Origin of the sequence: Pseudomonas syringae pv. tagetis, from assembly GCF_022557255.1 — a bacterium.
GTDB classification, from domain to species: domain Bacteria; phylum Pseudomonadota; class Gammaproteobacteria; order Pseudomonadales; family Pseudomonadaceae; genus Aquipseudomonas; species Aquipseudomonas caricapapayae.
Window position 1 is genome coordinate 3262569 of record NZ_CP092923.1, and the last position, 24872, is coordinate 3287440.

The following is a 24872-nucleotide window of genomic DNA, read 5'->3' on the forward strand; positions in this document are numbered from 1 at the left end:
AAAAATTCGTAGCCTCATGATTTGCCAAGCATTTCTGACAGACAAAAAAGCGTCATCCTGAGCCATTTGTGACGCTTTCAAGCTTGCTTCATGGAGGCCGGGTGTATATATTCCCTGCTCTTGGCGCTACCGCCCCGATGGCGAAATTGGTAGACGCAAGGGACTTAAAATCCCTCGTCCTTTGGACGTGCCGGTTCGACCCCGGCTCGGGGCACCATTTAAAATCAAGGGGTTATGAGGCTTTAGTCACGTACCCCTTGATCTTCATGCTCCGCAATAATTGATGCTGCTCCGCAACTCGTCGTAAACCCTACCCTCCCGGCGTCCTGCCGACGAACACCACTCCCCAAACCCGAATCACTCGAATACTGTATATCTATACAGCAATTGAGAATCAATCATCATGAACGTCGACTACGCCGAAGACTGGCCGTTCTGCCCCACGCAGGAGCAGATGCTCAAACAACACGCGCACCTGGTATCGGAAGAAAATAGGCTGTTGCGCGATGAGGTAGACCGATATCGTAAACACGTCACCAAGCTGATTGACATGCACAACGACGCAGCCCTTGAGCGTGACAAGCTCCGGATAAAGCTGAGAGACGCGGACAGCCGGATATCTGATCTGCTGCGCGACGCTTGCGACTCCTGGGCGACAATCAACTCACAGAAGTACGTCATCGACCAGCATCGCGAGGTTATGAGAGGTGCTGGAATCAGCCCGGAAAGATGGGGGGGACGGAGTAGCGCTCGAAGCGGCCCTACCTTGCGAATCCCGACCTATGCCACTTTGACTATCCAGTACTGCCCGACAGCGGATTACTGGCGAACGGAGGTTAACCCCCCCGACCCCACCAAAAAAGCTTTACAAATCAATCACTTATAGTTTATCGCAAATGCTTTTTTTGTGCCTTTTTGGGCCGTATTGGCCCAGTAATGCCAGCTTTATGACAGCATTGACTGCCCACAAGGGCTGGCGGCGGGCCTGGTTTTCTACCGACAATTTTTGTCCAGCTTCTCTGCACAATGCGCGTCCTGCCCCACCGACTGAGCGATTCACATCAAAAATGCTTCCGTGTATTATCAAAAGCTCAGGATCGCATTAAAAGGAATTGAAAATGTCATTAGAAGCATATCTGCAGATCGAAGGAATTCCCGGCGAGACTCTCTCAGAAGGCTATGAAAACTGGATCGAGCTGCAAGACTTCGACCTTTCAGCTAGTCAGACGGCCTCAGCCACCTCCACGTCGGCCGGCGGCGCAACCTCGGGCAGGGCTTACATGAGCGACATGCTCGTTCGTAAGGCTGTTGATAATGCTACCCCAAAGCTTCATGAGGCTTGCTGCAGTGGCAAGCACTTCAAGCAGGTATCTGTGCATCTTTTCCGTGCAGGCGATCCAAAAGTCAAATACCTGGAGATAAAACTTGAAGAAGTTATTATCAGTTCTTTTTCATTAACGGGCAATGGCGACCAAGACAACAGCTTCCCAAGCGAACTTATCGCTCTGAACTATGGAAGAACTCAACTTATTTACTCCAAACAAAGTAGAAAAACAGGGCAAAGCGCTGGACAAATTGCTGGCGGCTGGGATGCTATCAGCAACAAGATATTTTCATAACCACCCATTAGATTTCGCAGGGACAGGCGATTAATTACGAAATACCAGCATTCATTCCTCCCGGAGTCAATGTAGACGTCCACATGAAGCTCGCGAACGATCAGTGGAAAAAAGATCCTAGCACGGGTGCTTTCATGAGTTGGTTTTACTACAAAGTCCGTAACAAGGGCCCGTGGGACTACAAGCAAAAACATCCTGAGTGGGAAGACTTCGGAAATTTTCATTACGGCGCTGTTGGGACAGCCGGCCAATTAACTGAGCAGCTTCTACTGAGAGCCGCTGGATTCGCTCAAGGAGAAGCGAAAACAAGAAAGTATAAATGGGGCCATTGGTTCTGGCTGCCTCCATACGGGGATGACCCCAAAGACCAGAAATGGATAAAAATGGGGATCTTGTATGCAAAATCCAAAGGATACTAATTTTAAATTTACTTACAAGAATTCGTTTTGGATACTTGTAGTCTTTTTAATAGCCAAGGCATTTCTTGGCGACCTTTTTGATTTCGGTAGTGACGCGGATGAAGTAGTATTGAAGCGCGCGCTTCCTCAGGGTGATTGGCTGTATATTACACGTTACGGCGCCATGGCTACTGACGTGGACACACTACGCTTTTTCATCAGCAAACCGCTTGAAGGCGATGATTCAGAAGTACTGCATAAACTTAATAAGGAAAGCGAATTTCTGATCACGGATAGTTCTTTAGAAAACGTCGCAATCCATGACACACCCAATGGTGTAGGGATTACGGTAAAGGGCGCTGTCTACCGTTACTTCAGCAAGGAGTATGTCACTGAAGGCGACGACCTTAGAAGTTACAGGATTACGCTAACTCAAGAAGATACCACGCCAAGGAACTGACAAATAGGACTTCCCCTTTAGAGCTGACTGTATTGATAATTGTTATCCGGCCTAATCAGTTAAACTTCTAGACCGGGCGGAGCAACTTTGATTTTTAAGTTCAGAAATACACCAGCACCTAGAAACCACCATGTACAGTCAGCACTAGTCATCGCATGATCCTACCACACATAAAACCTGGCAAGATGAAACACATAACCGTGAACACCTACAACTCTATCGTAGATGAACAAGATCAGGTTTTTTTAAAAATGGATAGAAGCAATCTAAACTATGAAGTAGCTGATTATCTTGTAGAGAGAATCTACTTTTATGTAGGATTTAGCCGAAAGGCATTCGAGACTCTCAGCCTCGCTACTAGAGTCAGTTGGGAGCTAGGGCTTGATGGTGACGACGCCAGTGACTTTATGGAGGATTTTTTCGAACACTTTGGTGTTGAATCCGGCGACTACGACCACTACCGTTACTTCAAGCCAGAAGGGACTGACATTTTCGTATTTTTTAGATCTAAAGATCGGCGCGCAAAAATGGCAATGACGTTGGGCATGTTGTATAACGCAGCCCAAACCAAGGCATGGAACTGCGAAACTCTTGAAAAGACCAACTTTAGCACTTTACCAATTTACAATCGAACCGAAGAAATCCCTATTGAGGGCTTTAGCATAAACACCAGGTAATATTTATATTAGAGGATAGCTTAGCAAAAACCCAGGTGACTGAGCTCGTTCAAAAGCGCACGTCATCCTCGGCATAAATATTTAAACCTTGCGAATCCCGAACTGCGCGGCCTTGACTGTTGAGTTCTGCGGCACACCTGCAGCCAAGTACAGGCCCATGCGCGAGGTGATCACGCTTTCAGTCAGGTCAATCGTGCCGCGCTGCGTTTCCAGCGCCCCGGCAAAGCTTGCCGGCATGGTGAACGGCTCTTGGTACTTGTCCATCGACCGATAGTAGAACGTGGACGACGCCTCGCCCACCGTCTTGGTGATGGTCAACTCAGCCTCCCAAGCCAGAATGCCGCGCGACGACCCCATGATTTCCACAGCCGAGACCATTTCGATAACGTCGCCGGCCGCCAGGTTGGTCTGTACCACGTTGGCCGTGGGTTGCACGTAGATGTAGCCGCCCGCCGCCGCCATGTTGCCACGCAGCTCGATGCACTGCGCCTCACCATAGGCGGCAGGCTCCTTGTACCAACGCGTGGTGATCCCGGTCAGGCCAGAGCCAACGGCCTTGTAGCCGTCCGCCAGTACCGACCCGGCCATAGCTCACGCCAGCAGGCAGAGAGCCGCCAGTAGGCGGCAATGAAATTCCTAGCTGAGTCCAGCAGTTCGGCCGGAATGTCAGCAGCGGATCGCACGCCGAACGCGGCGTGGGCCTGCGACCAAATTTTAGAGGTCGCCCGGCGCTGGGCAGACTTTGGCAGGCCGGAAACCTTTCCCTTCACTATCGCACCCAACATGTGAAATCCGTCGGTGCCTATGGTCTGGCCGATCAGCGTTGCCATCCAGCCGACGGGCTCTTCGTAGCGGCCTGTTTTTCGAATCGCCGGGAGCACCTCGGCAGTGACCCACTTCTTGAAGCGTTTAGCTTCAGACTTGCGGCTACGCAGGATAGCCGAATAAAGACCAGACTCGTTGATGACCAGCATTTCTTGGTCGCCGCCAAGGGTCTGCACAATTGACAGACCCTTTTCATCATCGTCGAGATGGCGAGTCATCGCCGAAGCTTCGCTATAAAGAAGCGCCGCAGAAACGTCGTTCGCTACGAACCATGGCTGATCATTGATCAGTAGCGTGCGTACCTCTCCTCAAAGCGGAACGGGATGACATTGGATACGGCTGTGCTATTATTCGTCATGACGTTTTTCCTAGTAGATTTACGTTCTGCTTCATAGGCCCCTTGCGCTGCAACGCTTGGGGCTTTTTCATGCCTGATTGATTTGCTCATCCCGCTTCATTGCCTCCCTCAGAGCCTTACCTACTAGCCAATTCTGGCTACGCTGCTCCTGCTTTGCCTTTTTCTCGAGCCATTTTTTAATGTCAGGCTCAGAATATCACCTGAGCCATTTCTCTCACTTTCATATCGCACTCCCGGTGCATCACCGTTGTTCACCAAGCACAATCTATAACGGTGATGCATTATTTCGTTCCGTTAAATGGAACTTAATTCGATATGAGCCGTAGCGACCCACAGTTCAACCTCCGAATACCAGAGGCCCTTCGTGATCTGGTGATGGTGGCTGCGAAGCAAAATAAGCGGTCTGCTACTGCTGAGATACTGGATCGCCTAGAGCGAAGCTTCAACGAGCCAGATGATCTGGGGCTTAGCGATCTTGATCGCATGAACCCTGAGAGCTCGTTCTACAATCCAAGCCACTCTTCACAAATAACCACAAAAATCCAGAAAGAACGCTTGATCGCTGGGCTGGATGAGCCTATCAGGCTGTGCAGGCCATCAGTGGTCGGGCCATGTCGCAGAAGGACATGAGCGACTGGATTGAAGACTGGCACAGCACCCTGTCGGCGGTCGGTGAGGACATGCAGAACATCAGCCTGGTGAAGGCCATCGCCGCTGTTCGCACGATCTCCGTGAAAGCCACGTCGGAAAGCGACCACACAGTGAGCGAAACTCGCGCCAGCCGCAGCGCGATGGATGCCATCGAGGCGACCAGCAAAGAAACGCTGCCCACGTCGTTGATCTTCTCGACGGTGCCGTTCGAAGGCCTGCAGCTGCGAGAGATCATTCTGCGTATCTCGGTCATCACCAGTGGTGCACAGCCGTTGATCAAGCTGCGCTGGGTGGGCGAGGACGTGCAGCGCGAAGAGATCGCGCAGGAGTTCAAGTCGGTGCTTGAAGCGAAAGTGGGCGATGCCGCTCGACTGGCGTTGGGCAGCTTCTCTGCCTGATCCTTGAGGTTCCGCGCCACGAAATGACAGTGTCGCCAGTTGTGGCGCGGAAGTTGGAGCTGGCTTACTGCTGTTTGAATGTGAGCTGCATATCACAAACGCTTTGATGAGCGTTTGTTAGCGTTGCGATAGGTGTAGACCTATCGCAACGCAATCCATTTGGTCATCCAGGCATGGAAGTGACGCATCAGGCCTGTATGGAGTGCCAGTCAGCTGATTCAATCGCAGACATAACCTCTTCCGAGAACGAATCCGCATCGCGCAGCGGCCTCTGCAGCAGCCTCCATGGCTGCACGCTGATCAGCTGCACTCTGTGCACTACCGGATTCTGCTGAGGCCGAGGCCGAGCCCCAGTCCGAGTCCGCGAATGCGTTACCAGCCAATGCTGCCAGCGGAAAAACGGCAATGCAGATAGCGCGGTTGAGCAGTTTGATTTTTTTCATCTTGGGCACCTTATCGGTTGTGAACGGCGCTTAAGTGTTATCCGTCCAGAAGGGTTGAGGGCTTCCATAGCGGTTTTGCGTTCCTCTCGTCATGTGTGGGCCCTGCAAGGCATTCGGTTCCAAAAAAAAGCCCGCAACGCCGCTGAGCGTGAGGCTTTGCGGATATGGCAGGATGACTAGTCGCTCATATTGGTACGAATGTGGCGAAGGTATTCGAATGCCTGCGTCTTTTGAGTCGGCCCCCCAGGGCCAGCGCTGCCCATAATCGAGACTTGAGCCTTTTCAAAAACTCTCTCTATATCACGAGTGGTTTTCTCTTCTAAAACCGCCATTAGCAGATGCTCGACAGCATCAATTTGCGCCTTGTTGCTCATTTCCACTCCTTGATACGGCTCCATGCCGGTGAACATCTACAGCTCACCCCCAAACAATTCGCCACTACGCCCATGTCGGGCGGGGAGCATTACATGCAAAGCTGCAAGTCCTCACCGCCCAAGGTTGGGCGTTCGTGTTGTGCTTCGTAGGAAAGCGTATCGAAACAACTGCTGATCGCGCCAAGGCACTACCTCGGAATTGTCCTGAACTAGCAGACAGCATCCTCGCGGAGTTTGAAAAGGACTTTCCGGATCAGCAGTTTCGTTTGAGCTGACTACTAATCCCAACCAATTTGCCACCACCGGACACGGAGGGCGGCGCATGCATGGAGAAACGCCATGAGCCAATACATCGTGCTCAGCCTCAAGCACACCAAGCGTCGCGATAAAGCGATTACTCTTTGGAAGGGCAATAACACCGGCTACTGCTGGACGCTTGAGCCGGCGGGTGTGTACACCGAAATCGAGGTTCTGGACCGACTGGGCTACTACAACAGCGGCTGCTCCAATATCGCTGTGCCGGCCGAACTGGTTATCGATCTGTGCGAAACAGTCGAGTACGACACGAAGGAATACGGGCTTTGCCTGCCGAACAGAGCGGGCGTTTGGTCCAAGCTGCTGGCGGCTGTGATCAGGCCAACTCAGTACGAGCCGAAGCCTGAGTATCGCGGAGCCAGATACACTGAGAAAAGCCTGTGGAATAAGCGCCAGCGCTGCGAGCAGGTCAACAAGGTGATCAAGATCATTGGCGACCACGGGCGCAGGTTCTTTTTCAACGAATCAAACCAGCGTTACGCCACACTGGAGGTCGATCAGCGGGGCAAGGTTTGGCTAATTGACGACTACACCGGAAAGCGTGTTTTCACCCACCCAACACCTTGGGGCGGACGCTGGAGAGGCTTCAGCCATGGCGGCACTTTGAAGGCTTTGGTTGAGCGCTTTCGTGACTACATCTGCGAGGGCAAGAAAATGCCTCGCAACTGGCTGGGGCCCGAGCGCTTTGGCGACTCCAACGTGTGGGGTTACGAAGAAGAGTCGATGAAGGCTGTTCGGGATATGGCCGGAGCGCTGCCGGTTTTCCTCGCGCCTGTCACCGAAGCCGCATAACGCCACCCTCACCTATTGCGCTGACGAACGGCCCTCAAGTCGTTTTCGTAAAAGTGAAGTGTTCAAGGTTTTCGTTTAAATATTCAGCGATTTCCAATGCTTTTTTAAAGGCTGTTCCAGCCTTCAAATCGAAACCGAACAGATCGTGGGTCATGCCAGGTTCTTCAGTTGCGTACTCAATGCATATCCAAGGCTGCTGGTCTGTGTATTGCTTGACAGTAAAAATTGGCATAGCACGACTTGTCATTTAGCTCTCCAATCCGACTCCATGTCGGGCAGCACATCAATACACCACTTCAACGACTCACGCCACCCCGCCATAGCTGTGCCCTTTTTTGCGGCACCGGCCTAACCGGCTGGGCATGGCGATCGAGACAATATCGTATTATCCCAGGTTGTCAGGGTAGAAGTACGATCCACTGTAAACCCGTCTGAAAATATGTCAGGTAGTACACACAAGCCTGCGTACCATAACTCTACCCTGTGATACTTTCCTTCGGTGTCAACTGAGCTCATTACGACTCCAAAATGAGTAGGTCGTGGTCCTTGACTCACCCCCACATCTGCAGCTTTAAATGACAACTCCACTATCTTCATGTCCCCCTTTGCAAGGACAAATGGGGCATCTTTCGAAATCGACCTACCGTCCGAAAGATATGAGTACCCTCCTTCGCCCAAGCTTTTTTTAACAGATAACACCTCGCTCACTAAGTAGTTAACATTCCCGTTGTTCGAAAATACCAGCTTGGCTTTAAACTCTTGACCGCTGTTCACCGTAGCATCGAAGTCAACTAAACTTACGACTACATTATTCACTTCCCTAAACTGAAGAAAAATACTTATACAAGATATAACCAGTGCTAGGACTGATATAAGAATGGCTGTCAACTCTTTGACACTAGCCCTCATTTTAACCTCGTGACGCAATGGAATTTTCAACCGTTCACATCTAGCACAAATACCCCACTTCAACGACTCACGCTACCCTTCGGAATCGATTATGAGCCAGCTCCACCAGATACTGGTAGGCGACTGCATCGACATGATGCGCACGCTGCCAGATGAAAGCGTGCATACGTGCGTGACCAGCCCGCCCTACTACGGTCTGCGTGACTACGGCGTAGAAGGCCAGATCGGCTTGGAGGAAACCCCAGCCGAGTTCATTGCGCGCTTGGTCGATGTGTTCCGCGAAGTGCGCCGGGTGCTACGCGCTGACGGCACGATCTGGGTGAACATGGGCGACACATACGCCTCCATCGCTGGGGGCTATGCACCTGGTGGGTCAGCAGGCAAGCACGACATGGTTTCTCAGGCTACGCGTGGAGCTGTGCTGCGTGGCAAGCGGCGATCGCCACCTATGGGGCTCAACAGAAAGACCTGATGGGTATCCCTTGGCGTCTCGCCTTCGCTCTGCAAGACGATGGCTGGTATTTGCGTCAGGACATCATCTGGCACAAGCCAAACCCGATGCATGAAAGTACCCGGGACCGGTGCACAAAGTCACACGAATACCTGTTCCTGCTGAGCAAGTCGCCTCGCTATTACTACGACCAGAATGCGATCAAGGAACCTGTAGCACTCAGCTCGATCGTGCGAATGGCTCAGGATCTCGAGCAACAACATGGCAGTGATCGGGTACCGGGCAAGTCGAACGGGCCGATGAAGGCAGTGCGCAGCAGGCGGGACAGTTTCAAACGGGAAGACTCAAAGCGGGAGCAGGTGATTCCAGGCCAGACAGTCGGCACTCATCGACCCGATCGAAGTGACAGCGACTACCCGCTGGATATGCGGAACAAGCGCAGCGTGTGGACAGTACCAACGCAGGGATTCAAGGGCGCGCACTTCGCCACCTTCCCGCCTGACCTGATCAGGCCCTGCATCTTGGCCGGCGCGCCGCGCGGCGGCGTGGTGCTGGACCCATTCGGCGGTGCCGGTACCACGTCGCTGGTTTCGATGCAGGAAGGTCGCCGCTCAATCCTCTGCGAGCTGAACCGGGAATATGCACATTTAGCTCGAACGAGAATCGACGCGGCATGGCTTGATGGCGCGGCGCAGATGGACGTATTTCACGACATGCCCGCTGCGATATATGGCGCTGGTTAATAGCGCAGACAAAGGTCCATCACTCGGGGAGATATGTTGCTATTGCCTGTAGCGTTGCTGTTATTGCTGCGGTCAGCGCAGCCAAGCTGTTCCACTTTCCCTGAGCTTTGGCAGTGGCCATGACATTTATGTCCTTTGCTTTGCCGGTTGTGCCGGAAGGAATATTCATCCAAGGCACATCATCACCATTCTCATTGCCAATCTTAACGGTCACTGTCGCGGACCTCACCCAGAGTGCGGCAGAGACAATGCCTGCGAAAATAGACGCTCCGATAATTACTGTCTTAAAGCTCAAGTTCTACCTCCCACGCTCAATTTATTCAGCCGCAACCAATACCCCACTTCAACGACTCACGACAGCCCGACAGCCCGACAGCCCGACAGCGTTAACGACTCGCTGTACTGATTAGGACGGGTAGCGCGAGAAGATCGCGCAAGAGATCAAGTCGGTGCTTGAAGCGAAATTGGGCGATTCGGCTAAACTGCCGCTAGGAAGTTTTCGATCTGAACAGACATGCCACCGTCAGCCGGTGGCATGTCTTATAATCTATATCCACAAGTCTGCTTTTTATTTCTCACCATCGTGAATCGCCTAAAAGCAGTCCGCACTTTGAAAACCTCAACTGGCTGTTCGTACCTATACAAAACCGCCTCAATATCCTTTCTAGAAAGTTTGCTGTTGCAACCCACGATGACCTGCCTCAAAATAATTCTATCACCTAGCGGCTGCAACATTATGGCTTGGGAGCGGTCTCTCTGAGAGATATCAACAAAAACTCGGTACTCCTTTTCGTATCGCCAATGTGAATACTTAGTTGAAACAAAATCGATCATCCACTGATTATAACCTTCATCGGACAGTAGGTCGGCAGGATTCATATTCAATCTGGACGATGAGTAATTGACCTTTATTAGGTCAGCTTCTTCGATGTCGAATCCTAGACAAATACCTTTGTGTTTGTCCGCGTAGTGGGCCCACTGAACAGGATTAGAGTAAGCAGAGCTAAAGCAGAAAAGCCCGATCTGTTCAGAGGCATCTTGCTTTATGGCTAAAACAGCTTTGCGTACTTTTGGATCAGCCAACTCATGGGAGAGCATCTCAAACGGATCGTTCAAGTCCTGGATGGTCGCAATCTTCAGGCGGTTGTTTTCAAGATTACGAAGACCGTGCTCAGCGCTGCAAAAGTGGTATAGCCGCCTCATAACCATCATCACACCTTCGAGATTTGAATTTCGTCGACTATAGACGAAAGCTTGATATTCCATTTCAACACTCACGCCACCCCGGCGAGGATACCCCATGTCCGAAAAAAACATTGACCCGAAAAAGCTCGAACGGGCTATCCGCAAGATCAAGCACTGCCTGGCGCTTTCGCACAGCTCGAACGAGAACGAAGCGGCCACCGCGATGCGTCAGGCGCAAGCGCTGATGCGTGAGTACCACCTCAGCGAAACGGACGTAAAGGTCAGCGACGTTGGCGAGGCTGAATCCTCGATGTCGCGCGCTGCACGCCGCCCGTTATAGGATCAACAACTGAGCGCCGTTGTGGCCAAGGTCTTCAACGTGAAGGCCCTGCGCTACACCCATTGGTGCGAGACCAAAAAGAATCGCGTCGAGCGTGCGAAGTTTGTGGGAGTGAGCCCTGCCCAGCACATCGCCCTCTACGCCTACGAAACTCTTCTGGCGAAACTGACCCAAGCTCGAAACGCTTACGTTGCTGGAGTGCGCACAGGGAAGTTCAGGAGCAGCTATTCCGCCCCTACTGCCGGTGATCACTTCGCCATAGCCTGGGTGTTCGCGGTTGAGAGCAAGTTGCAAGAGCTTGTGCCGCGTGGTGAAGACCCGACAATGCCAGAACACGAAGGCGCAGGACAGGGGCTGGTAGCAGTCGAAGCCCAGCACCAAGCGCTGATCGAGAGCTACCTCGCAGACATGCAGATCGGCAAAGCCAGAAAGGTGAGAGACGCAGAGCTCGACCTCAACGCCCAGATCGCCGGGATGCTGGCCGGCACCAAGGTCGACTTGCATGCAGGCCTGGCCAATGGTGCCGAACATGCACCAGCTCTGCCCCCGCGCACCTAAGACTCCTCACCCGCCAGCCCGGATCAATCAATTAAATGTCAGCTGCGAGAGTGGCAAAGACTAGGTGTTGAAAAACGGCTTAGCTTGACTAATTATCCATAAAGAGCACTTCTAGTTCGACCAAGCAAGTTTTGCAAACCATCATGTAAAGTAATAAGACTATGGCTCTCTCCTCTAAATGTAAAATCAGCAGTAGTAGGATCGTACTGCCTCATCATATCCGAAGCATCTACACCCTTCATCCAATCTTTAGGCCCGATTAAGTCTTGAATATAATTCTTACGAACGCTAGTCTTCGCCCAATAATCAAGCCGCTCATCGAAATGCTCCAAGTGATCTCTAAGCACGCGATTCTTGATTACATGATCCTCTCCATCAATTCCAAGCGCAGACAATATCCGTGATGATCGAGCTCTTGCCACGCATGTACTGCATGGAAGTCCCTCTGCACGTGGCTTATCGCAAAAGCAATTCTGTTTCGGTGAAAGCGCTGGAGGCCAAATCAATCTGGAGATATTACTAAGATGAGTTAAAAAGCTGTGCACTGAACGAAAACATTCTTTATTTGTTTGCGCTCTCTGGGCAGCGTCCATTTCTCTTATGCCATGAGGATAAATAGCGTCGATTTTATCCAGTGCCATAGCAGCGCTTACAGCCATAAGGGCTTGAGCCTCTAGTTCATCCAAGTAAATTCTAAGAATTCGCGCTTCCATAATACTCAACCGTTAATCGACTCGACGATACGTCAGCGTAGATCCTCTATTCCCCCAAAGCCAGCCGCGTGTGCGGCAAGGACGAAGTCATGCCCGGAGTAATTCCTTGCTCGGAGTACGACCCAGCGAGCGATCGCTGCAAAAGCGGCTTCCCCGTGCTGCATTCCATATGTCGTGGCATGCCAAGCGGATGCCACGCCTGCGGCGTGCCAGGCACGATGCCGATGTGCTTGCGCGAAGACCTCCCGCCTCACTTGATGCGCGCTGACGGCATGCCGATTGGCTGGCCTGACAAGTAACACCCTTCCCTACAGAGCCTGCCGGTGATCGGCGGGCGAGGACTCCAAATGCCTACCATGCAAATGGCACACATCATCCCTGCCGCGATAAAGTGCCCGCAGTGCGATTACAAGGGGCATGGCCAACTGACCACTAGATATCGAACGTACTGCCCGGTCTGTTACGACGAATTCATTCGCCAGCATGTACCTGAAATGGTCCCTGACCCAGAAGGAAAGCCATTCGACCCCAACAGCCAGATCGCCTATCTATAACCCCCTTCCGCCGCCCAGCGCGGCCCGCATTCATTTCAACATCGAAAAATGGCAGTCCTGAGCGGGCTGCAGGAGATACTTATGGACGAAATTCACTTTCTGTCGCACGAAGAGGTATGCACCCTAACCGGTGCCAAAACGAAAGCCGGGCAAATAACAGTGTTAAAGCGAAACGGGATTCGGCACACGATCAAAAGGAGTGGCTGGCCTTGCGTCATTGCGTCAGCTCTGACAGGCGAAGCCGTGACCAAGACAACAGATAAACCTAAATGGCAGCCACGGCGGGTGGGATAAATGGGAAGGAAGCCGATTAATCCCGACAGCGTCACACGCCTCAGAAAGCGTAAACCGCGCAACGGGGTCGTCTATTACTACTATGACATCGGAGGTCACCGCGAAAGGAAATCCCGCTGGGCTCGGACTATGGCATGGCGATCGTCGAGTACGCCAAGCTGGAGAAGAGCCGAACATCTTCGGCTTTCGTCCAGCAGGTGCTGACCTTCGCTTATGTCGCGGAAAAGTACATGGCTGAGGTCGTGCCCACCAAAAGCCCGGCAACACAGAAAGACAATGCCAGGTAGCTGAAGCAACTTCTGAAGTTCTTCGACGATCCACCAGCACCGCTAGAAGCGATCGAGCCTCAACACGTCGTGCAGTATCTGCGCCAGCGCGGCAAGACAGCCCCTGTCCGAGCAAACAGGGAAAAGGCGCTCCTGAGTGCTATCTGGAATTTTGCGAGGAGCGCTGGCTACACGGCGCTGGCCAACCCGTGCGCGGGCGTCAAGGGTCACAAGGAAGTTGGGCGAGACCATTACATCGAGGACGAAATGTTTGCTCTGGTTTACAGCCACGCAGAACAGCCGATGCGCGATGCTCTGGACCTATTCTATCTGACCGGGCAACGGATCGCGGACACGCTGAAAATGGATGAGCGCGATATACGCGACGGCCGGCTATGGGTTCAGCAAGGCAAGACGAATGCAAAAAGGAGGATTGAAATTACAGGTGAGCTGAAGGTGGTCATTGACCGCATTATGACCAGAAACGAAGGACACAGGATCCGCACTTCCAGGCTGATCGTTATGGATAACGGCCAGCCTATGACGAGCAGCATGTTGCGGGGGAGATTTGATGCGGCACGCGAGGCGGCCGGTGTGGAGAAGGGAGAATTTCAGATGCGAGACCTGCGAGCGAAAGCCGGCACGGATAAGGCTGAGTCGAGCGGCGATATCCTTCAAGCTCGCGATCAGCTCGGGCACACCACCGTGGTGATGACCGAGAACTACATCCGCAAAAGGATCGGGAAAAAGGTCACTCCAACCAAGTGAATTCTGCACCGCAATAGTTTTTACCCCCTCGAATTTAAAGGGCTGCAAGGCAGGTAATTAACGTGTCATGCAGTGCAGGATTATTGCTAACTGTATGTTTATTAAGGATAAATTTACGGACTTAAAATCCCTCGTCCTTTGGACGTGCCGGTTCGACCCCGGCTCGGGGCACCACATACAAATCAAGGGCTTACGTGCTTTATGTGCGTAGGCCCTTGTTACGCCCGGTATCTGGAAATAGTTTTACACCACTCATTGCGATGAGCTATTGCAGGTCTAATCCCCTTCACCTGCACGTAAAATTTACCTCGAATGCGAATACTGACAATACGAAAAGTCGCAACTTTACCGAGCGCAAAAATATAGCCAACTATTGAAAATCAATACGTCATTTGAAATCAACATCAAACGTCTGGTAGAAAGCCGCTCCCGTATCGGCGACGATCCACAAAAGAAGGACGATGTGATGCCCTTGTTTGCCATACGGTAATTTAACGGTGAGAGCTGTCTTGGCCTTTAGCTCTTCTTTGTGCTGGTCGAACGGCACCTGAGTGTACAAATCCTTGTAAAAAGGTTCTGACTCAAGGTGATCACGTGTGATACGGGTAGTTTCATCCCAATCTTTCTTGGTGATGAACCACAGGTAGCCGCGTGTAACATGAGCTGCGGCATAGTTCCATTCAACGTCGAAGTCTGCACCGGCTGCGACGTCATGACGTTTCCACCCGGCCACCTCTTTGCCGGGATTGAGCTTTTTGAACTCCTCGTCCGTGTAGTTTATATAATTGCGTGCATCATCAGCCTTGCCTCCACTCAGAATAACGCCGTCCGCCGGCGGCGTGTTGCTCTTCGTGTCGGTCGGATAGCCGGGGAAATCTCCTGCCTCAGTCGACGGAAAGTTTTTTCCTCCCTCCAGTTCATTGTCTTGCCACTCGCCGAGGAGCCCCAGGTCCATTAATTGCGAGCCACGAGTTGCGGGACGGATAACGCGTCCATGCCGGGGTTGATTGCTATCAAGATCGCTCATATCCATATCCTCAATTATTCAGCAGGCACACCAGGCCTGTTCATTAATTGAAGCGCATTTTCTCCAGTAGACGACCTAACAGTTCAGACAGTAGACGTTATTCTCCAGACTCTGATAGGGCCGTGTTTCACGTCACGACGCACGCCTCAACCGTACTCCAAAAAGGCGGCGTTCAAAGCATATAGTTAATCCGAAAAATGTTTCCCTCAGGGTCCAGCAACACCGCCTGATACCAGTTGTAATAGGTCAAGTACGGTTCCTTGATCAGTTTCGCGCCCTGCGCCACTGCCAGCGGCACCAGTCGGTCTACCTCGGCTTGTTCGGACACGTCGATGTTGAGCAAGAACCTGCACCCCGTGCTGCCTGCAAACGCTTCCAGGCCAAGCAGCTCGTACGCATCCAGTGCGTTGAAACCAATGCAGGACTTGCCTGTGTCCAGTCCGCGAAAGATCGGTGACCTGATGGCCTCGATTTCGCGAAAGCCGAACAGGTTCGAGTAAAAGGTGCTCAGGCGGACGATGTCCTGCGCGAACACATTGACGTAGGAAAGTGTGCTCATGTCAGGCCACCTTGCTGCCGCCAAAAGTGGTCTGCTTGACGAACTTGGACAGCAAATGATCGCCTGATGTAACCGGCGCATGCCGAGGTGTTGTGCCAGGCAGTTGGCAACCTGGCAGACACTCGATCAAGGTGTCGTAGTTGGGTTGATGGAAAAACACCAGCGACTGCCGACGGTTGTCCTGCTCGCTGGTCATCGGCGGGTTGACTACTCGATGCAAGGTGGAAATCCACTGGTCGTTGGTCCACTGCATCATCAGATCGCCAATGTTCACCACAAAACCGTTCTCGACATACGGCACATCGACCCATTCACCCTGCCGATTGCGCACTTGCAAGCCGCCCAGCGCGTTATCGGGGCGCACGATGGTCAAGCTGCCGTAGTCGGTATGCGCACTGGCGCGTAACTGGCCGGCCTCGACTTCGGTCTTGATGTCCGGGTAACTCAGACTGCGGAACATGCTGATATGCCGGTCGATCTTGTCATCGAAAAAATACTCGTCCAGCTCCAATGCCAACGCAAACAGGCGCATCAACGACTGGGCCAGTTCGCTCATGGCATCGAAATAAGCCTGGTAGGCCGCTTTGAATCCGGGTAGCAACGCGTCGGCAGGCCAGACATTCGGGGCGAAGTGCGACCCTGCTTGGGCATTGTGATAATAATCTTCATCCGGCACATTGCTCGGCCCGATGGAGAAAGACTCCTTGAGATCCCCAGGCGCACTTTCTTCCAGAGAATACGACAGGCTCTCCTCGGCAACAGCGCTGTAACCGCGCACCATCTCGGGGCTGGGACGATCCACTTTGCGTTTTTCCGCGAGCGGTAAATCAAAAAACTGACGAGTTAACTGCGAGACCCGATCTACAAGCTCTCCGGAAATCTGATGTTCGGTGATGACCAGAAAACCAATTTCCTTGCACGCCTGATTGACTGCCTGAGCCACGGCTGCCTTGCCGTCCGGTTCTCCTGAAAAATACGGGGCCAGGTCGATAATGGGCACATATTGCAGAGTCATACGGCTGCTTCCTCTTGCTGACACAGTGCGGGAAAGTCTCACCGGCAAAGGTGAAGGTCAGCGAGACAGGAGCAGAAACCATGCCACTGGAAGAATTCATAAATCATACAAACAGTTAGCTGTTACGAGCGTTCAAGCCAGATCAAACGGTCTGAAACAGAACGCATGGTTTGAATGCGCAGGTACTGAAAAACGAGCCAGAACTGCGCACACTCGAACGGGTTTTCCTATGCACTTTCAATGCGCCGGATGACGTCTGCGGTCGTGGTAACCTCGCCGAATTCATAGGCAATCGTCGTTAGCGATATTCTCTGAACCTCTTCGGCTGAAACAGCACCGAACCCCACATCGGGGTAGTCCATCGCAGCATTGGCGTCGCTCAGGGCGATGACCTTGTACTCACGGTGCACGCCGTCCCTGATCGTGGTTTCACAACACACATTGGTAACCGTACCGCAGACGATGATCGTGTCGACATCCCGCGCACGCAGCACGGTGTCCAGGTCCGTATTGTGAAAGCCGCTGTAAAACAGCTTGTCGACAATCACATCACCCGACTGAGGCGCGAGCGCCTCGATGATCTCAACGTCCGGATCATGCCGTGCGAGGATCTGGTCCACATTCGGATAAAGGTCACGCATGCGCCCGGTGTCCGAACCATCACCGCGTACGATATGGCGAAGGTAAACCACCATCATCCCGGCAGCCCGTGCGGCCAGCAGCAGATTCCGGACAGGCTGGACGATATCCGCTGTACTTTCCACGTACAACGCCCCGGTGGGCTCACAAAAGACTTTTTGCATGTCTACGACGATGACAGCCGTTCTACGCGGGTTGATCGGCCACCGGACAAGGGGTTTGCTCATGCTACATACCTCGATTTAGCCTGACGGGCTGGATAGCCTTGCCAAGCAATAATCGTGCTGTATGTATCAAGGAAGAACTGCGCATCGGTCAGACGCCAGTAAAGAGCGTGTGTCTCGCGCGCCTGAACTGCCGTCCTAAACGCAATCAAATACAAGGAGCGTTGTTATGAGCCCAGGCTTCGCAGAGCAAAAAGAGTCAGGCAGGTTTCAGTTGAAACCCCATAGCATGTTGGTGATGGCGCTAGTGCTTGCCTTGACGGGATGTGGAACGATCAACACGACGTTCAGACCCGATTCCGTAGCAGGTGAAAAACTCACTGACTGGAAATCAAATTGCTCATCCATTCCGCGAGTCTACGGTGGGGTTATGCTCGATTTCTGTGAACTGAACGCCGAGCCAAAACCGAGTAGCCCTTATCAGAACAGCGGTGAACCTGCGTGGGTTCTACTGGACATGGGCATATCAGGCATCGCCGATACATTGCTCCTGCCTTATACGATTTATCAGCAAAACCAATACGGCTACATCAACGCAAGCCGCTTTAAATAGCCGAGTTCTGGTTTCGGAACTCCTCACTTTCCCGCATCCAATAAAAAACCCCGCAGACGTTAATCTGCGGGGCTTTGAATAGTGGAGGCCGAGGTCGGAATCGAACCGGCGTAGGCGGATTTGCAATCCGCTGCATAACCATTTTGCTACTCGGCCTCAAACGAAAGATGCTTCACTTAAACATCAAACGCATTTTTATTTAGCGGGAAACCGATAATTCTTGGGCTTCCAACCCATTGAATCTAAAGGGTTTTTTTCAATTCCTCGCTCAGGAATGGACGCAATTCTGTACTGCTTCGCATGCCATGTCAAGAACGAGGAGAAAATAATTCGCCCTGCGCGTAGACGCACTCGTTATTCCGTCTGTCGCTCAAGAGGAACATAGGGACGAAAAAAGTCCGACCCCATCCATTGGGGCGTTTTATCCGTGGTCAATGGTTGGGCACGCTGGTAGCTGTTTGCGTTTTTCGAGTAGCCCTTGTGGTCATACTCGGCCATGAACGGGTAAGGGAAAACCCTGCGGGTACGCCCTCGGTTACCTACGTTTTCCTTCACCATGGACGCAGGCAATGCCTCACGGAGTGGTCTCTGCCTGTTGCCAGCCTTCTCGGGCCCTGCCTGTCGGGTGACGATGGCATCCGGTGCCTGGCTTTTCTCTACCCAGGTCATGATCGGCGTCAGCAGATCAATCAGGCTTGGCCCTTCCCCGCCGCCGCAGTGATAGACGCCGGGCAACATGTATAGCCGCGAGAATGCCTCGGTGCGGCTCTTGCCCATCTGCGCTTCGACCGCCTCGTGGTACGCGAGGGTATTGAGCGGCGAGATGTTCGGGTCGGACCAGCCGTGCCAGAGAATCAGCTTGCCGCCGCGACTGGCAAATCGCGACAGATCAGGGTTGGTAGCGTCGTACAGCGTATGCAGCGGGCGTAGTTGATCAAAGGTTTTCTTGTCGAAGTTCAGCGCATTCAGATCGAAATCTGCACCAGGGTTTTTCTCGAACACCACATTGCCAATGGCTTCCCGTGCAGCCGTCTCGCTGTAAACGGTCTGATCGGCGCTCACTGGCACGAACACGCCCGCCCAGGCCAGTTCCGAGCCCGGCTGAGGGCCGCCCATGGTCAACCGTGCGCCGCTGACGGCGTCTTTAGGCCCTTCGTAGAAACGTCTGACGGTGGCCACTTCCTCTGCGCTCAGGCAGTTGGCATTGTCGGCAGAAGCTTTGCATTGCAACACCGCGGGGTCGAAGTGGCAGATGCGCGGGTCCGCAATAAGGCCGTCGATCTGCCCGTCCAGCACATCGCACTGATCGAGTACGGCCTTGTGCAACAACGGCAATCGGGAGGCGAAAAGGATCGGCTTGCCATCCGACCCTCTGTTGGAGCGGGCCATCCAGCCGTGATAGAACGTTTTTTGTACCTGAAAGTTGAGTGCCGGAGCCCCGGCAATGATGCCGTCGAAATCTTCCGGATAACGCTGGGCTTCGATCAATGCCTCACGGCCGCCATCCGAGCAGCCACTGAAGTAGGTGTATTCGGCTTTGCGGCCATAGAACGCCATGATCAGTTTCTTCGACGCCAGCGCAGTTAGATGAACGCCGCGATGGGCAAAATCGGCGCGTTTCTGCGGGTCGTCGCCAAAATGGTTGTCTGCCGCACGATGCCCCATGTCGGTGGACGCCACTGCGAACGCACCGGTATTCAAAGGCGTGCAGCCGTCAGCGGCGCGCACAGTCGAGTTGATGTTGCCACACAGCCCACCGCAGCCGACTTGCAAATAGCGCTGTTGCCAGGCTGCGGTTGGCAGCTCAAGCCTGAAACCGATCTCCGGTGCCAAACGCCCCTCCACGGCACACACTGCCATGCCGTCCCGGGACGATTCGCTGGCTGTCAGCACCCGACTGCCCTGCCCGCCGATATCGTTGAGGTCCACGTCGGCCAGTGCAGAGCACGCGCCTACCGGCTTGACCACTGCAAGCCGGGCAATATTGTCGGTCGTTGCAGAAGACGGCGTGCGAGCCTGAGCCGGCGCCTGAATCGTGAGGGAAGCGACCAGCAACAACAGAGCGCGCGCGTACTTCGGCTGGAAGGGTTTCATGAGAACTCCTGTTCATGAAGGATCAAAACCACCGTGCGAGCACAAAAATGACCGCACTGCAGGTAAGGGTAAAACGTTTAAGCCTGGCGATTATTCAAAGGCTAGTAGAAAAAATCACCCTGGATTCCATCCGCCGCCCATGACCTTGTAGAGCGTTACCCTGTTGCTCTGCTCAGTCAGGCGCAGGGAAATCAGCTCCTGTTCGGCGCTGTACAGTGAACGCTGTGACTCAAGTGCTTCCAGGTAACTTTGCGAACCGCCACGATGCAGTGCATCGGCCAATTCATAGCTCTTGCGGCTGGCATCGGTATAGGCCTGCTGCGCAGCAACCCGCTCATCCAGCGTGCTGCGCACCGCCAGCGCATCGGCCACTTCCTTGAATGCGGTCTGGATCGTCTGCTGATAGGTCTGAATCTGTATCCGGTTCTCGATCCTGGCCGAGTCAAGCGTGGCCTTATTGGCTCCCCCGTCGAAAATTGGCACGCTGATGCCTGGCGCAAAGCTCCACGCACCGGTTCCGGACCTGAACAGACCCGACAGGCTGGAGCTGGAAGAGCCTGCACTGGCGGTCAGGGTGATGCTGGGGAAGAACGCTGCACGCGCTGCGCCAATGTCGATGTTCGCTGCTTTGAGCGTGTGCTCGGCACTCAGCACATCCGGACGACGTTGCAGGAGGCTGGAAGGCAGGCCATCCGGCACCTGCACCAAATGCGTCACCGATTGCAGGTCGGCATCGGGCAAAAGCTCTTCGGGTAGATCGCTGCCCACCAGCAGACGCAGGGCGTTACAGTCCTGGAGAATCTGACTTTTATATTGCGCCACGTCGCCCCTCGCCGATTCGACCGTTGTCTGCGCCTGAGCCACTTCCAGCCCTGAAGAACCGCCCAGCGCATGGCTGCTTCTGGTCAGGTCGTAGCTCTGCTGCTGACTGGCGAGCGTATCCTCAGCCAACTTCAAAAGCTGGTTGTCGGCGGCCAGGGTCAACCAGCCGGTCGCCACTTCGGCGATCAGGCTGATCTGTGTGCTGCGCCGTGTTTCGGTCAAGGCCAGGTAATCCTCGAGCGCTTCGTCCTGAAGGTTCTGGATGCGCCCGAAGACATCCAGCTCATAGCTGCTCAAACCAAGCTGGGCGCTGTACTCGTGGCTGATCGAAGACCCTCCGCTCATGGAAGTCGACGACGGTGTGCGCGTGTGGGTGCCGCTGCCACTGGCATCAAGGGTCGGCAGGCTCGCGGTACGTTCGATGCGGTATTGAGCCTGCGCTTTTTCGACATTGAGGCTGGCCAGGCGCAGGTCGCGGTTGTTCTCCAACGCCAGGGTTTGCAGGCGCACCAGGCGCTTGTCGGTGAAAAAGTTTTGCCACTCGATATCCGTGGTAACACTGGCTGACGCAGCCGGTTTGACGGCAGTCGCCGGCAGCCACTGGCTCGGGACCGGTGCTTCAGGGCGCTGGTAGTCAGGCGCCAGATTGACGCAGCCGGCAAGCAGCGCCGTAAAAGCCAGCGAAGGCCAAAAAAGACGCATCATGCTTCACCTGTAGATGTGGGTCGGGCAACCGCAGCATTGCCTGAAGAACGACTGAAGCGGCGACGGACTTCGACGAAGAACAGCGGCACCAGAAAAATCCCCAGCACGGTAGCGCTGAACATGCCACCCAGCACGCCAGTGCCGATTGCATTGCGCCCAGCCGAGCCTGCGCCGGTGCTGAGGGCCAACGGCAGTACACCGAACATGAATGCCAGCGAGGTCATAAGAATCGGGCGCAGGCGTTGCCGGGCAGCAATCAGGGTGGCTTCATGCAGGCTTTTCCCCTGTTCCTGAAGGTGCTTGGCAAACTCGACGATCAGAATCGCGTTCTTGGCCGCCAGGCCCACGGTGGTCAACAGCCCGACCTGAAAGTAAACGTCATTGCTCAAACCGCTGAGCCGCGTCGCCAGAACCGCGCCGACCACGCCCAGAGGCACCACGAGCATGACCGAAAACGGTACTGACCAGCTTTCATACAAGGCCGCCAGGCAGAGGAACACGAACAGCACTGAAACCGCGTAGAGCATGGGCGCCTGAGCGCCGGACAAACGCAGTTGGTAGGACTGTCCGGTCCACTCGTAACCGATGCCTTCGGGAAGCTGCTTGATGATGGCCTCGACAGCATCCATTGCCATGCCCGAGCTGATGCCCGGTGCAGGATCGCCTACCACTTCAAGTGACGAACTGCCGTTGTAGCGCTCCAGCAGGGGCGAACCATAGCTCCAGCTGCTGCTGGCGAACGACGAGAACGGGACCATTTCGTCATTGCTGTTGCGGACGAACCAATGGTTCAGATCAGCTGATTGCATGCGCGAAGCAGCCTCGCCCTGCACGTAGACTTTCTTCACTCGCCCCTGATTGAGGAAGTCATTGATATAGCTGCCGCCCAGCGCAGTGGACAGGGTCGAGTTGATATCACTGGTGGACAGGCTCAGCGCACCGGCCTTGCGGTCGTCGATGGTCACTTTCAACTGCGGCGTATCGTCCAGGCCGTTGCTGCGCACGCCCAGCATGCTCGGGTCCCTCCTCGCCAGGTCGATAAACTGCTCGCGTGCCGCGACCAGCGCCTCATGTCCCACACCGCCAAGATCCTTGAGCTGCACATCGAAACCCGAGCTCTGCCCCAGCCCGCGCACCGCAGGCGGCTGCATGACAAACACGCTTGCGTCGCCAATGCTTGCCAGCGCCAGAGTCGCCCGCTGCGCCACCTGCGCTGCGCCCTGCCCCTTGCCGGAACGCTCGCTCCAGTCTTTGAGTTTGATGAAGGCCCTGGCGGTGTTCTGGCTGTTGCCACCCATCCCGAGCCCGGAGATGCTGATCAACGCTTCGACTTCAGGCTGTTTGAGCATGTAGGTCTCGAACTGCCTCATCACCGCCTGCGTACGGCTGTCGGTAGCGCCGACCGGCAGCTGGACCTGCGCCATCAGCGCGCCCTGGTCCTCATCAGGCAAAAACGACGTGGGCAGGCTGACATAACCCACCGCCATAGCCACCAGCACCAGCACGTACACCAGCAAAGCCCGCCCGCGATGCTTGATCACACCGCTCACACCTCGCTGGTAACGGTCGGCGCTGCGGTCGAAAGTGCGGTTGAACCAGCCGAAAAAGCCACCCCGTTGTGCATGCAATTGAGCATCAGAGGCTTTGAGCATCGTTGCGCACAACGCCGGTGTCAGGGTCATCGCAACCAGTACCGAAAGCAGCATGGCCGAAACGATGGTCACTGAAAACTGCCGATAGATGATACCGGTGGAACCACTGAAAAAAGCCATCGGAATGAATACCGCACTCAGCACGAGGGCGATGCCGATCAGCGCGCTGGTAATCTCATCCATCGATTTGCGGGTTGCCTCCAGCGGGCTCAGGTGTTCTTCGCCCATGACCCGCTCGACGTTTTCCACCACCACAATGGCATCGTCGACCAGCAGCCCGATAGCCAGAACCATCGCAAACATGGTCAGGGTATTGATCGAATAACCAAACAGTGCCAGCACACCGAACGTGCCCAGCAGCACCACCGGTACGGTGATCGCGGGAATCAGGGTAGCGCGCAGGTTCTGCATGAACAGGAACATGATCAGCACAACCAGCACGATTGCCTCGCCCAGCGACTTCACCACTTCCCTGATCGACAGGCTGACGAAGGGCGTCGTGTCATAGGCAATGACCGTTTTCAGTTGCATCTGCGCAGGGTAAAACGGTTCCAGCTCCTTCAGTTTGGCCTTGACCGCTTCACCGACGCTCAGCGCATTCGCGCCGGACGCCAGTTGAATGCCCATCGCCGCCGCTGGCCTGCCGTTGAGTGCAGAGTTGATGTCATAACTCTCGCTTCCCAGTTCTACCCGCGCCACATCGCTCAGCAGCACGACAGCACCGTCGCTGGAAGACTTGACGACCACCTTCTCGAACTGCTCGGGCGTCTGCAGCTTGCTGCGAGCGCTGATAGTCGCATTCAGTTGCTGGCCTTCAACCGCAGGCAAAGCCCCCAACTGGCCTGCCGAGACTTCGGTGTTCTGCGCCTCCAGGGCCGAGCTGATGTCGGAAGGCATCAGTGCGTACTTCTCCAGCCTGGCCGGGTCCAGCCAGATACGCATCGCGTATCCCGAACCCAGCGTCTGCACGTCGCCGACACCATCTACCCGGCTGAGCTGATCGAGCAGCGTGCTGGAAATGTAATCGCCGATCTGCGTACCGGTCACCCTTTCGTTGTCGGAGGCCAGGGCGACCAGCATCAGAAAGTCGGAACTGCCCTTGGTCACCGTCAAGCCTTCGCTCTGCACACTTTGCGGCAGGCGCGATTCGGCCTGCTGCAGTTTGTTCTGCACCTGCATCTGCGCCACATCAGGGTCGGTGCCTGCGGCGAAGGTCAGGCTGATGCTCGCGCTGCCCGCAGAGCTGCTGGAGGCAGACATATAAGTCAGCCTGTCGAGCCCTTTCATTTGCTGCTCGATGACCTGGGTGACGGAGTCTTCGACGGTCTTGGCCGATGCGCCAGTGTAGGTGGCGGAGATTTTTACCGTCGGCGGCGCGATATTGGGGTATTGCTCGAGTGACAACTGACTGATGGACAAAGCACCGGCGAACATGATGCAGATGGCAATGACCCAGGCGAAGATGGGCCGATCAATGAAGAAACGGGCCAT

General features: G+C 54.3%; 22 protein-coding genes, 2 tRNA genes and 7 pseudogenes. 15 read left to right on the forward strand and 16 right to left on the reverse strand.

Annotated elements, in window-relative coordinates; genetic code table 11:
* Nucleotides 1-131: 131 nt before the first annotated feature.
* The 6 genes and pseudogenes from MME58_RS14415 to MME58_RS14440 all read left to right on the forward strand — a co-directional run bounded on the left by MME58_RS14415 (nucleotide 132) and on the right by MME58_RS14440 (nucleotide 3154).
* Nucleotides 132-217 (forward strand) — tRNA-Leu (locus MME58_RS14415).
* Between the two features lie 186 nt (nucleotides 218-403).
* Nucleotides 404-742, forward strand: a pseudogene (locus tag MME58_RS14420) (hypothetical protein); the annotation flags it as partial.
* A 376-nt stretch (nucleotides 743-1118) separates the two neighbouring features.
* A complete protein-coding gene (locus tag MME58_RS14425; protein WP_055005008.1) occupies nucleotides 1119-1619 on the forward strand; it encodes an Hcp family type VI secretion system effector in 501 nt (166 codons plus the stop codon).
* A gap of 29 nt (nucleotides 1620-1648) precedes the next feature.
* The gene (locus MME58_RS14430) at nucleotides 1649-2038 is read left to right on the forward strand and encodes a polymorphic toxin type 44 domain-containing protein (protein ID WP_054091333.1); all 390 of its coding nucleotides are present in this window, start codon (nucleotides 1649-1651) and stop codon (nucleotides 2036-2038) included.
* Nucleotides 2016-2477, forward strand: coding sequence for a hypothetical protein (locus tag MME58_RS14435; protein ID WP_054987425.1), 462 nt, complete (start codon nucleotides 2016-2018; stop codon nucleotides 2475-2477). Before MME58_RS14430 ends, MME58_RS14435 begins: the two co-directional genes overlap by 23 nt.
* Before the next feature lie 251 nt (nucleotides 2478-2728).
* A complete protein-coding gene (locus MME58_RS14440; protein WP_054987426.1) occupies nucleotides 2729-3154 on the forward strand; it encodes a DUF1493 family protein in 426 nt (141 codons plus the stop codon).
* 81 nt (nucleotides 3155-3235) lie between these two features.
* On the opposite strand, the pseudogene MME58_RS14445 reads toward MME58_RS14440, so the two are convergent.
* Both MME58_RS14445 and MME58_RS27590 read right to left on the reverse strand, forming a co-directional pair.
* Nucleotides 3236-3782 (reverse strand): annotated as a pseudogene (locus MME58_RS14445) (SGNH/GDSL hydrolase family protein); the annotation flags it as partial.
* Nucleotides 3783-4086: 304 nt separating this feature from the next.
* Nucleotides 4087-4269, reverse strand: a pseudogene (locus MME58_RS27590) (BRO-N domain-containing protein); the annotation flags it as partial.
* Nucleotides 4270-4652: 383 nt separating this feature from the next.
* Here MME58_RS27590 and MME58_RS14455 point away from each other — a divergent pair.
* Nucleotides 4653-4967, forward strand: coding sequence for an Arc family DNA-binding protein (locus tag MME58_RS14455; RefSeq protein WP_082427090.1), 315 nt, complete (start codon nucleotides 4653-4655; stop codon nucleotides 4965-4967).
* Nucleotides 4913-5386 (forward strand): annotated as a pseudogene (locus MME58_RS14460) (DUF2303 family protein); the annotation flags it as partial. The gene MME58_RS14455 and the pseudogene MME58_RS14460, both read left to right, overlap by 55 nt.
* A 218-nt stretch (nucleotides 5387-5604) precedes the next feature.
* Here the strand turns inward: MME58_RS14460 and MME58_RS14465 are convergent.
* Together MME58_RS14465 and MME58_RS14470 are read right to left on the reverse strand one after the other, a co-directional pair.
* Nucleotides 5605-5829 (reverse strand): hypothetical protein, encoded by a 225-nt coding sequence (locus MME58_RS14465; RefSeq protein ID WP_055005006.1) that lies wholly within the window; start codon nucleotides 5827-5829, stop codon nucleotides 5605-5607.
* A gap of 176 nt (nucleotides 5830-6005) precedes the next feature.
* Nucleotides 6006-6203: a hypothetical protein gene (locus MME58_RS14470; RefSeq protein ID WP_054987428.1), complete on the reverse strand. Its 198-nt coding sequence runs from the start codon at nucleotides 6201-6203 to the stop codon at nucleotides 6006-6008.
* Between the two features lie 339 nt (nucleotides 6204-6542).
* On the opposite strand from MME58_RS14470, the gene MME58_RS14475 reads away from it, so the two are divergent.
* The gene (locus MME58_RS14475) at nucleotides 6543-7310 is read left to right on the forward strand and encodes a hypothetical protein (RefSeq protein WP_055005005.1); all 768 of its coding nucleotides are present in this window, start codon (nucleotides 6543-6545) and stop codon (nucleotides 7308-7310) included.
* A gap of 34 nt (nucleotides 7311-7344) precedes the next feature.
* Here MME58_RS14475 and MME58_RS14480 read toward each other — a convergent pair whose 3' ends face one another.
* Complete coding sequence (locus tag MME58_RS14480; protein WP_147479886.1) at nucleotides 7345-7557, reverse strand: hypothetical protein; 213 nt, start codon at nucleotides 7555-7557, stop codon at nucleotides 7345-7347.
* Between the two features lie 753 nt (nucleotides 7558-8310).
* Between MME58_RS14480 and MME58_RS14485 the strand changes: the two are divergent.
* Nucleotides 8311-9413 (forward strand): annotated as a pseudogene (locus tag MME58_RS14485) (DNA-methyltransferase).
* A gap of 19 nt (nucleotides 9414-9432) precedes the next feature.
* Here MME58_RS14485 and MME58_RS14490 read toward each other — a convergent pair.
* The gene (locus tag MME58_RS14490) at nucleotides 9433-9708 is read right to left on the reverse strand and encodes a hypothetical protein (protein WP_054987432.1); all 276 of its coding nucleotides are present in this window, start codon (nucleotides 9706-9708) and stop codon (nucleotides 9433-9435) included.
* Nucleotides 9709-9953: 245 nt separating this feature from the next.
* Nucleotides 9954-10679 carry a DUF2971 domain-containing protein gene (locus tag MME58_RS14495; RefSeq protein ID WP_158506041.1) on the reverse strand — a complete coding sequence of 242 codons (726 nt, stop codon included), beginning with the start codon at nucleotides 10677-10679 and terminating at the stop codon, nucleotides 9954-9956.
* 34 nt (nucleotides 10680-10713) lie between these two features.
* Between MME58_RS14495 and MME58_RS14500 the strand changes: the two are divergent.
* Nucleotides 10714-11496: pseudogene (locus MME58_RS14500) on the forward strand (DUF2786 domain-containing protein).
* 92 nt (nucleotides 11497-11588) lie between these two features.
* Here the strand turns inward: MME58_RS14500 and MME58_RS14505 are convergent.
* Nucleotides 11589-12209: a hypothetical protein gene (locus tag MME58_RS14505; protein WP_147470828.1), complete on the reverse strand. Its 621-nt coding sequence runs from the start codon at nucleotides 12207-12209 to the stop codon at nucleotides 11589-11591.
* A 347-nt stretch (nucleotides 12210-12556) separates the two neighbouring features.
* Between MME58_RS14505 and MME58_RS14510 the strand changes: the two genes are divergently transcribed.
* From MME58_RS14510 to MME58_RS14520, 3 genes and pseudogenes are all read left to right on the forward strand, one after another.
* Nucleotides 12557-12763, forward strand: coding sequence for a hypothetical protein (locus MME58_RS14510; RefSeq protein ID WP_371904885.1), 207 nt, complete (start codon nucleotides 12557-12559; stop codon nucleotides 12761-12763).
* A gap of 81 nt (nucleotides 12764-12844) precedes the next feature.
* Nucleotides 12845-13057: a DUF4224 domain-containing protein gene (locus MME58_RS14515; RefSeq protein WP_054987434.1), complete on the forward strand. Its 213-nt coding sequence runs from the start codon at nucleotides 12845-12847 to the stop codon at nucleotides 13055-13057.
* Nucleotides 13058-14091 (forward strand): annotated as a pseudogene (locus MME58_RS14520) (site-specific integrase).
* A gap of 388 nt (nucleotides 14092-14479) precedes the next feature.
* Here MME58_RS14520 and MME58_RS14525 read toward each other — a convergent pair.
* The 4 genes from MME58_RS14525 to MME58_RS14540 all read right to left on the reverse strand — a co-directional run bounded on the left by MME58_RS14525 (nucleotide 14480) and on the right by MME58_RS14540 (nucleotide 17558).
* A complete protein-coding gene (locus tag MME58_RS14525; protein ID WP_055005082.1) occupies nucleotides 14480-15118 on the reverse strand; it encodes a lytic polysaccharide monooxygenase auxiliary activity family 9 protein in 639 nt (212 codons plus the stop codon).
* Between the two features lie 172 nt (nucleotides 15119-15290).
* Nucleotides 15291-15677, reverse strand: coding sequence for a VOC family protein (locus MME58_RS14530; protein ID WP_055005002.1), 387 nt, complete (start codon nucleotides 15675-15677; stop codon nucleotides 15291-15293).
* 1 nt (nucleotide 15678) lies between these two features.
* Nucleotides 15679-16692, reverse strand: coding sequence for an isopenicillin N synthase family dioxygenase (locus MME58_RS14535; RefSeq protein ID WP_055005001.1), 1014 nt, complete (start codon nucleotides 16690-16692; stop codon nucleotides 15679-15681).
* 227 nt (nucleotides 16693-16919) lie between these two features.
* Nucleotides 16920-17558 carry a cysteine hydrolase family protein gene (locus MME58_RS14540; RefSeq protein WP_055005000.1) on the reverse strand — a complete coding sequence of 213 codons (639 nt, stop codon included), beginning with the start codon at nucleotides 17556-17558 and terminating at the stop codon, nucleotides 16920-16922.
* 166 nt (nucleotides 17559-17724) lie between these two features.
* On the opposite strand from MME58_RS14540, the gene MME58_RS14545 reads away from it, so the two are divergent.
* Complete coding sequence (locus tag MME58_RS14545; RefSeq protein WP_055004999.1) at nucleotides 17725-18108, forward strand: YceK/YidQ family lipoprotein; 384 nt, start codon at nucleotides 17725-17727, stop codon at nucleotides 18106-18108.
* Nucleotides 18109-18190: 82 nt separating this feature from the next.
* Here the strand turns inward: MME58_RS14545 and MME58_RS14550 are convergent.
* From MME58_RS14550 to MME58_RS14565, 4 genes are all read right to left on the reverse strand, one after another.
* Nucleotides 18191-18264: transfer RNA gene (locus MME58_RS14550), tRNA-Cys, on the reverse strand.
* A gap of 198 nt (nucleotides 18265-18462) precedes the next feature.
* Nucleotides 18463-20202 carry a tannase/feruloyl esterase family alpha/beta hydrolase gene (locus MME58_RS14555; protein ID WP_054987439.1) on the reverse strand — a complete coding sequence of 580 codons (1740 nt, stop codon included), beginning with the start codon at nucleotides 20200-20202 and terminating at the stop codon, nucleotides 18463-18465.
* A gap of 114 nt (nucleotides 20203-20316) precedes the next feature.
* On the reverse strand, nucleotides 20317-21726 hold the full coding sequence (locus MME58_RS14560) for an efflux transporter outer membrane subunit (protein ID WP_055004998.1): 1410 nt from the start codon (nucleotides 21724-21726) through the stop codon (nucleotides 20317-20319).
* On the reverse strand, nucleotides 21726-24872 hold the full coding sequence (locus MME58_RS14565; protein WP_055004997.1) for an efflux RND transporter permease subunit: 3147 nt from the start codon (nucleotides 24870-24872) through the stop codon (nucleotides 21726-21728). Before MME58_RS14565 ends, MME58_RS14560 begins: the two co-directional genes overlap by 1 nt.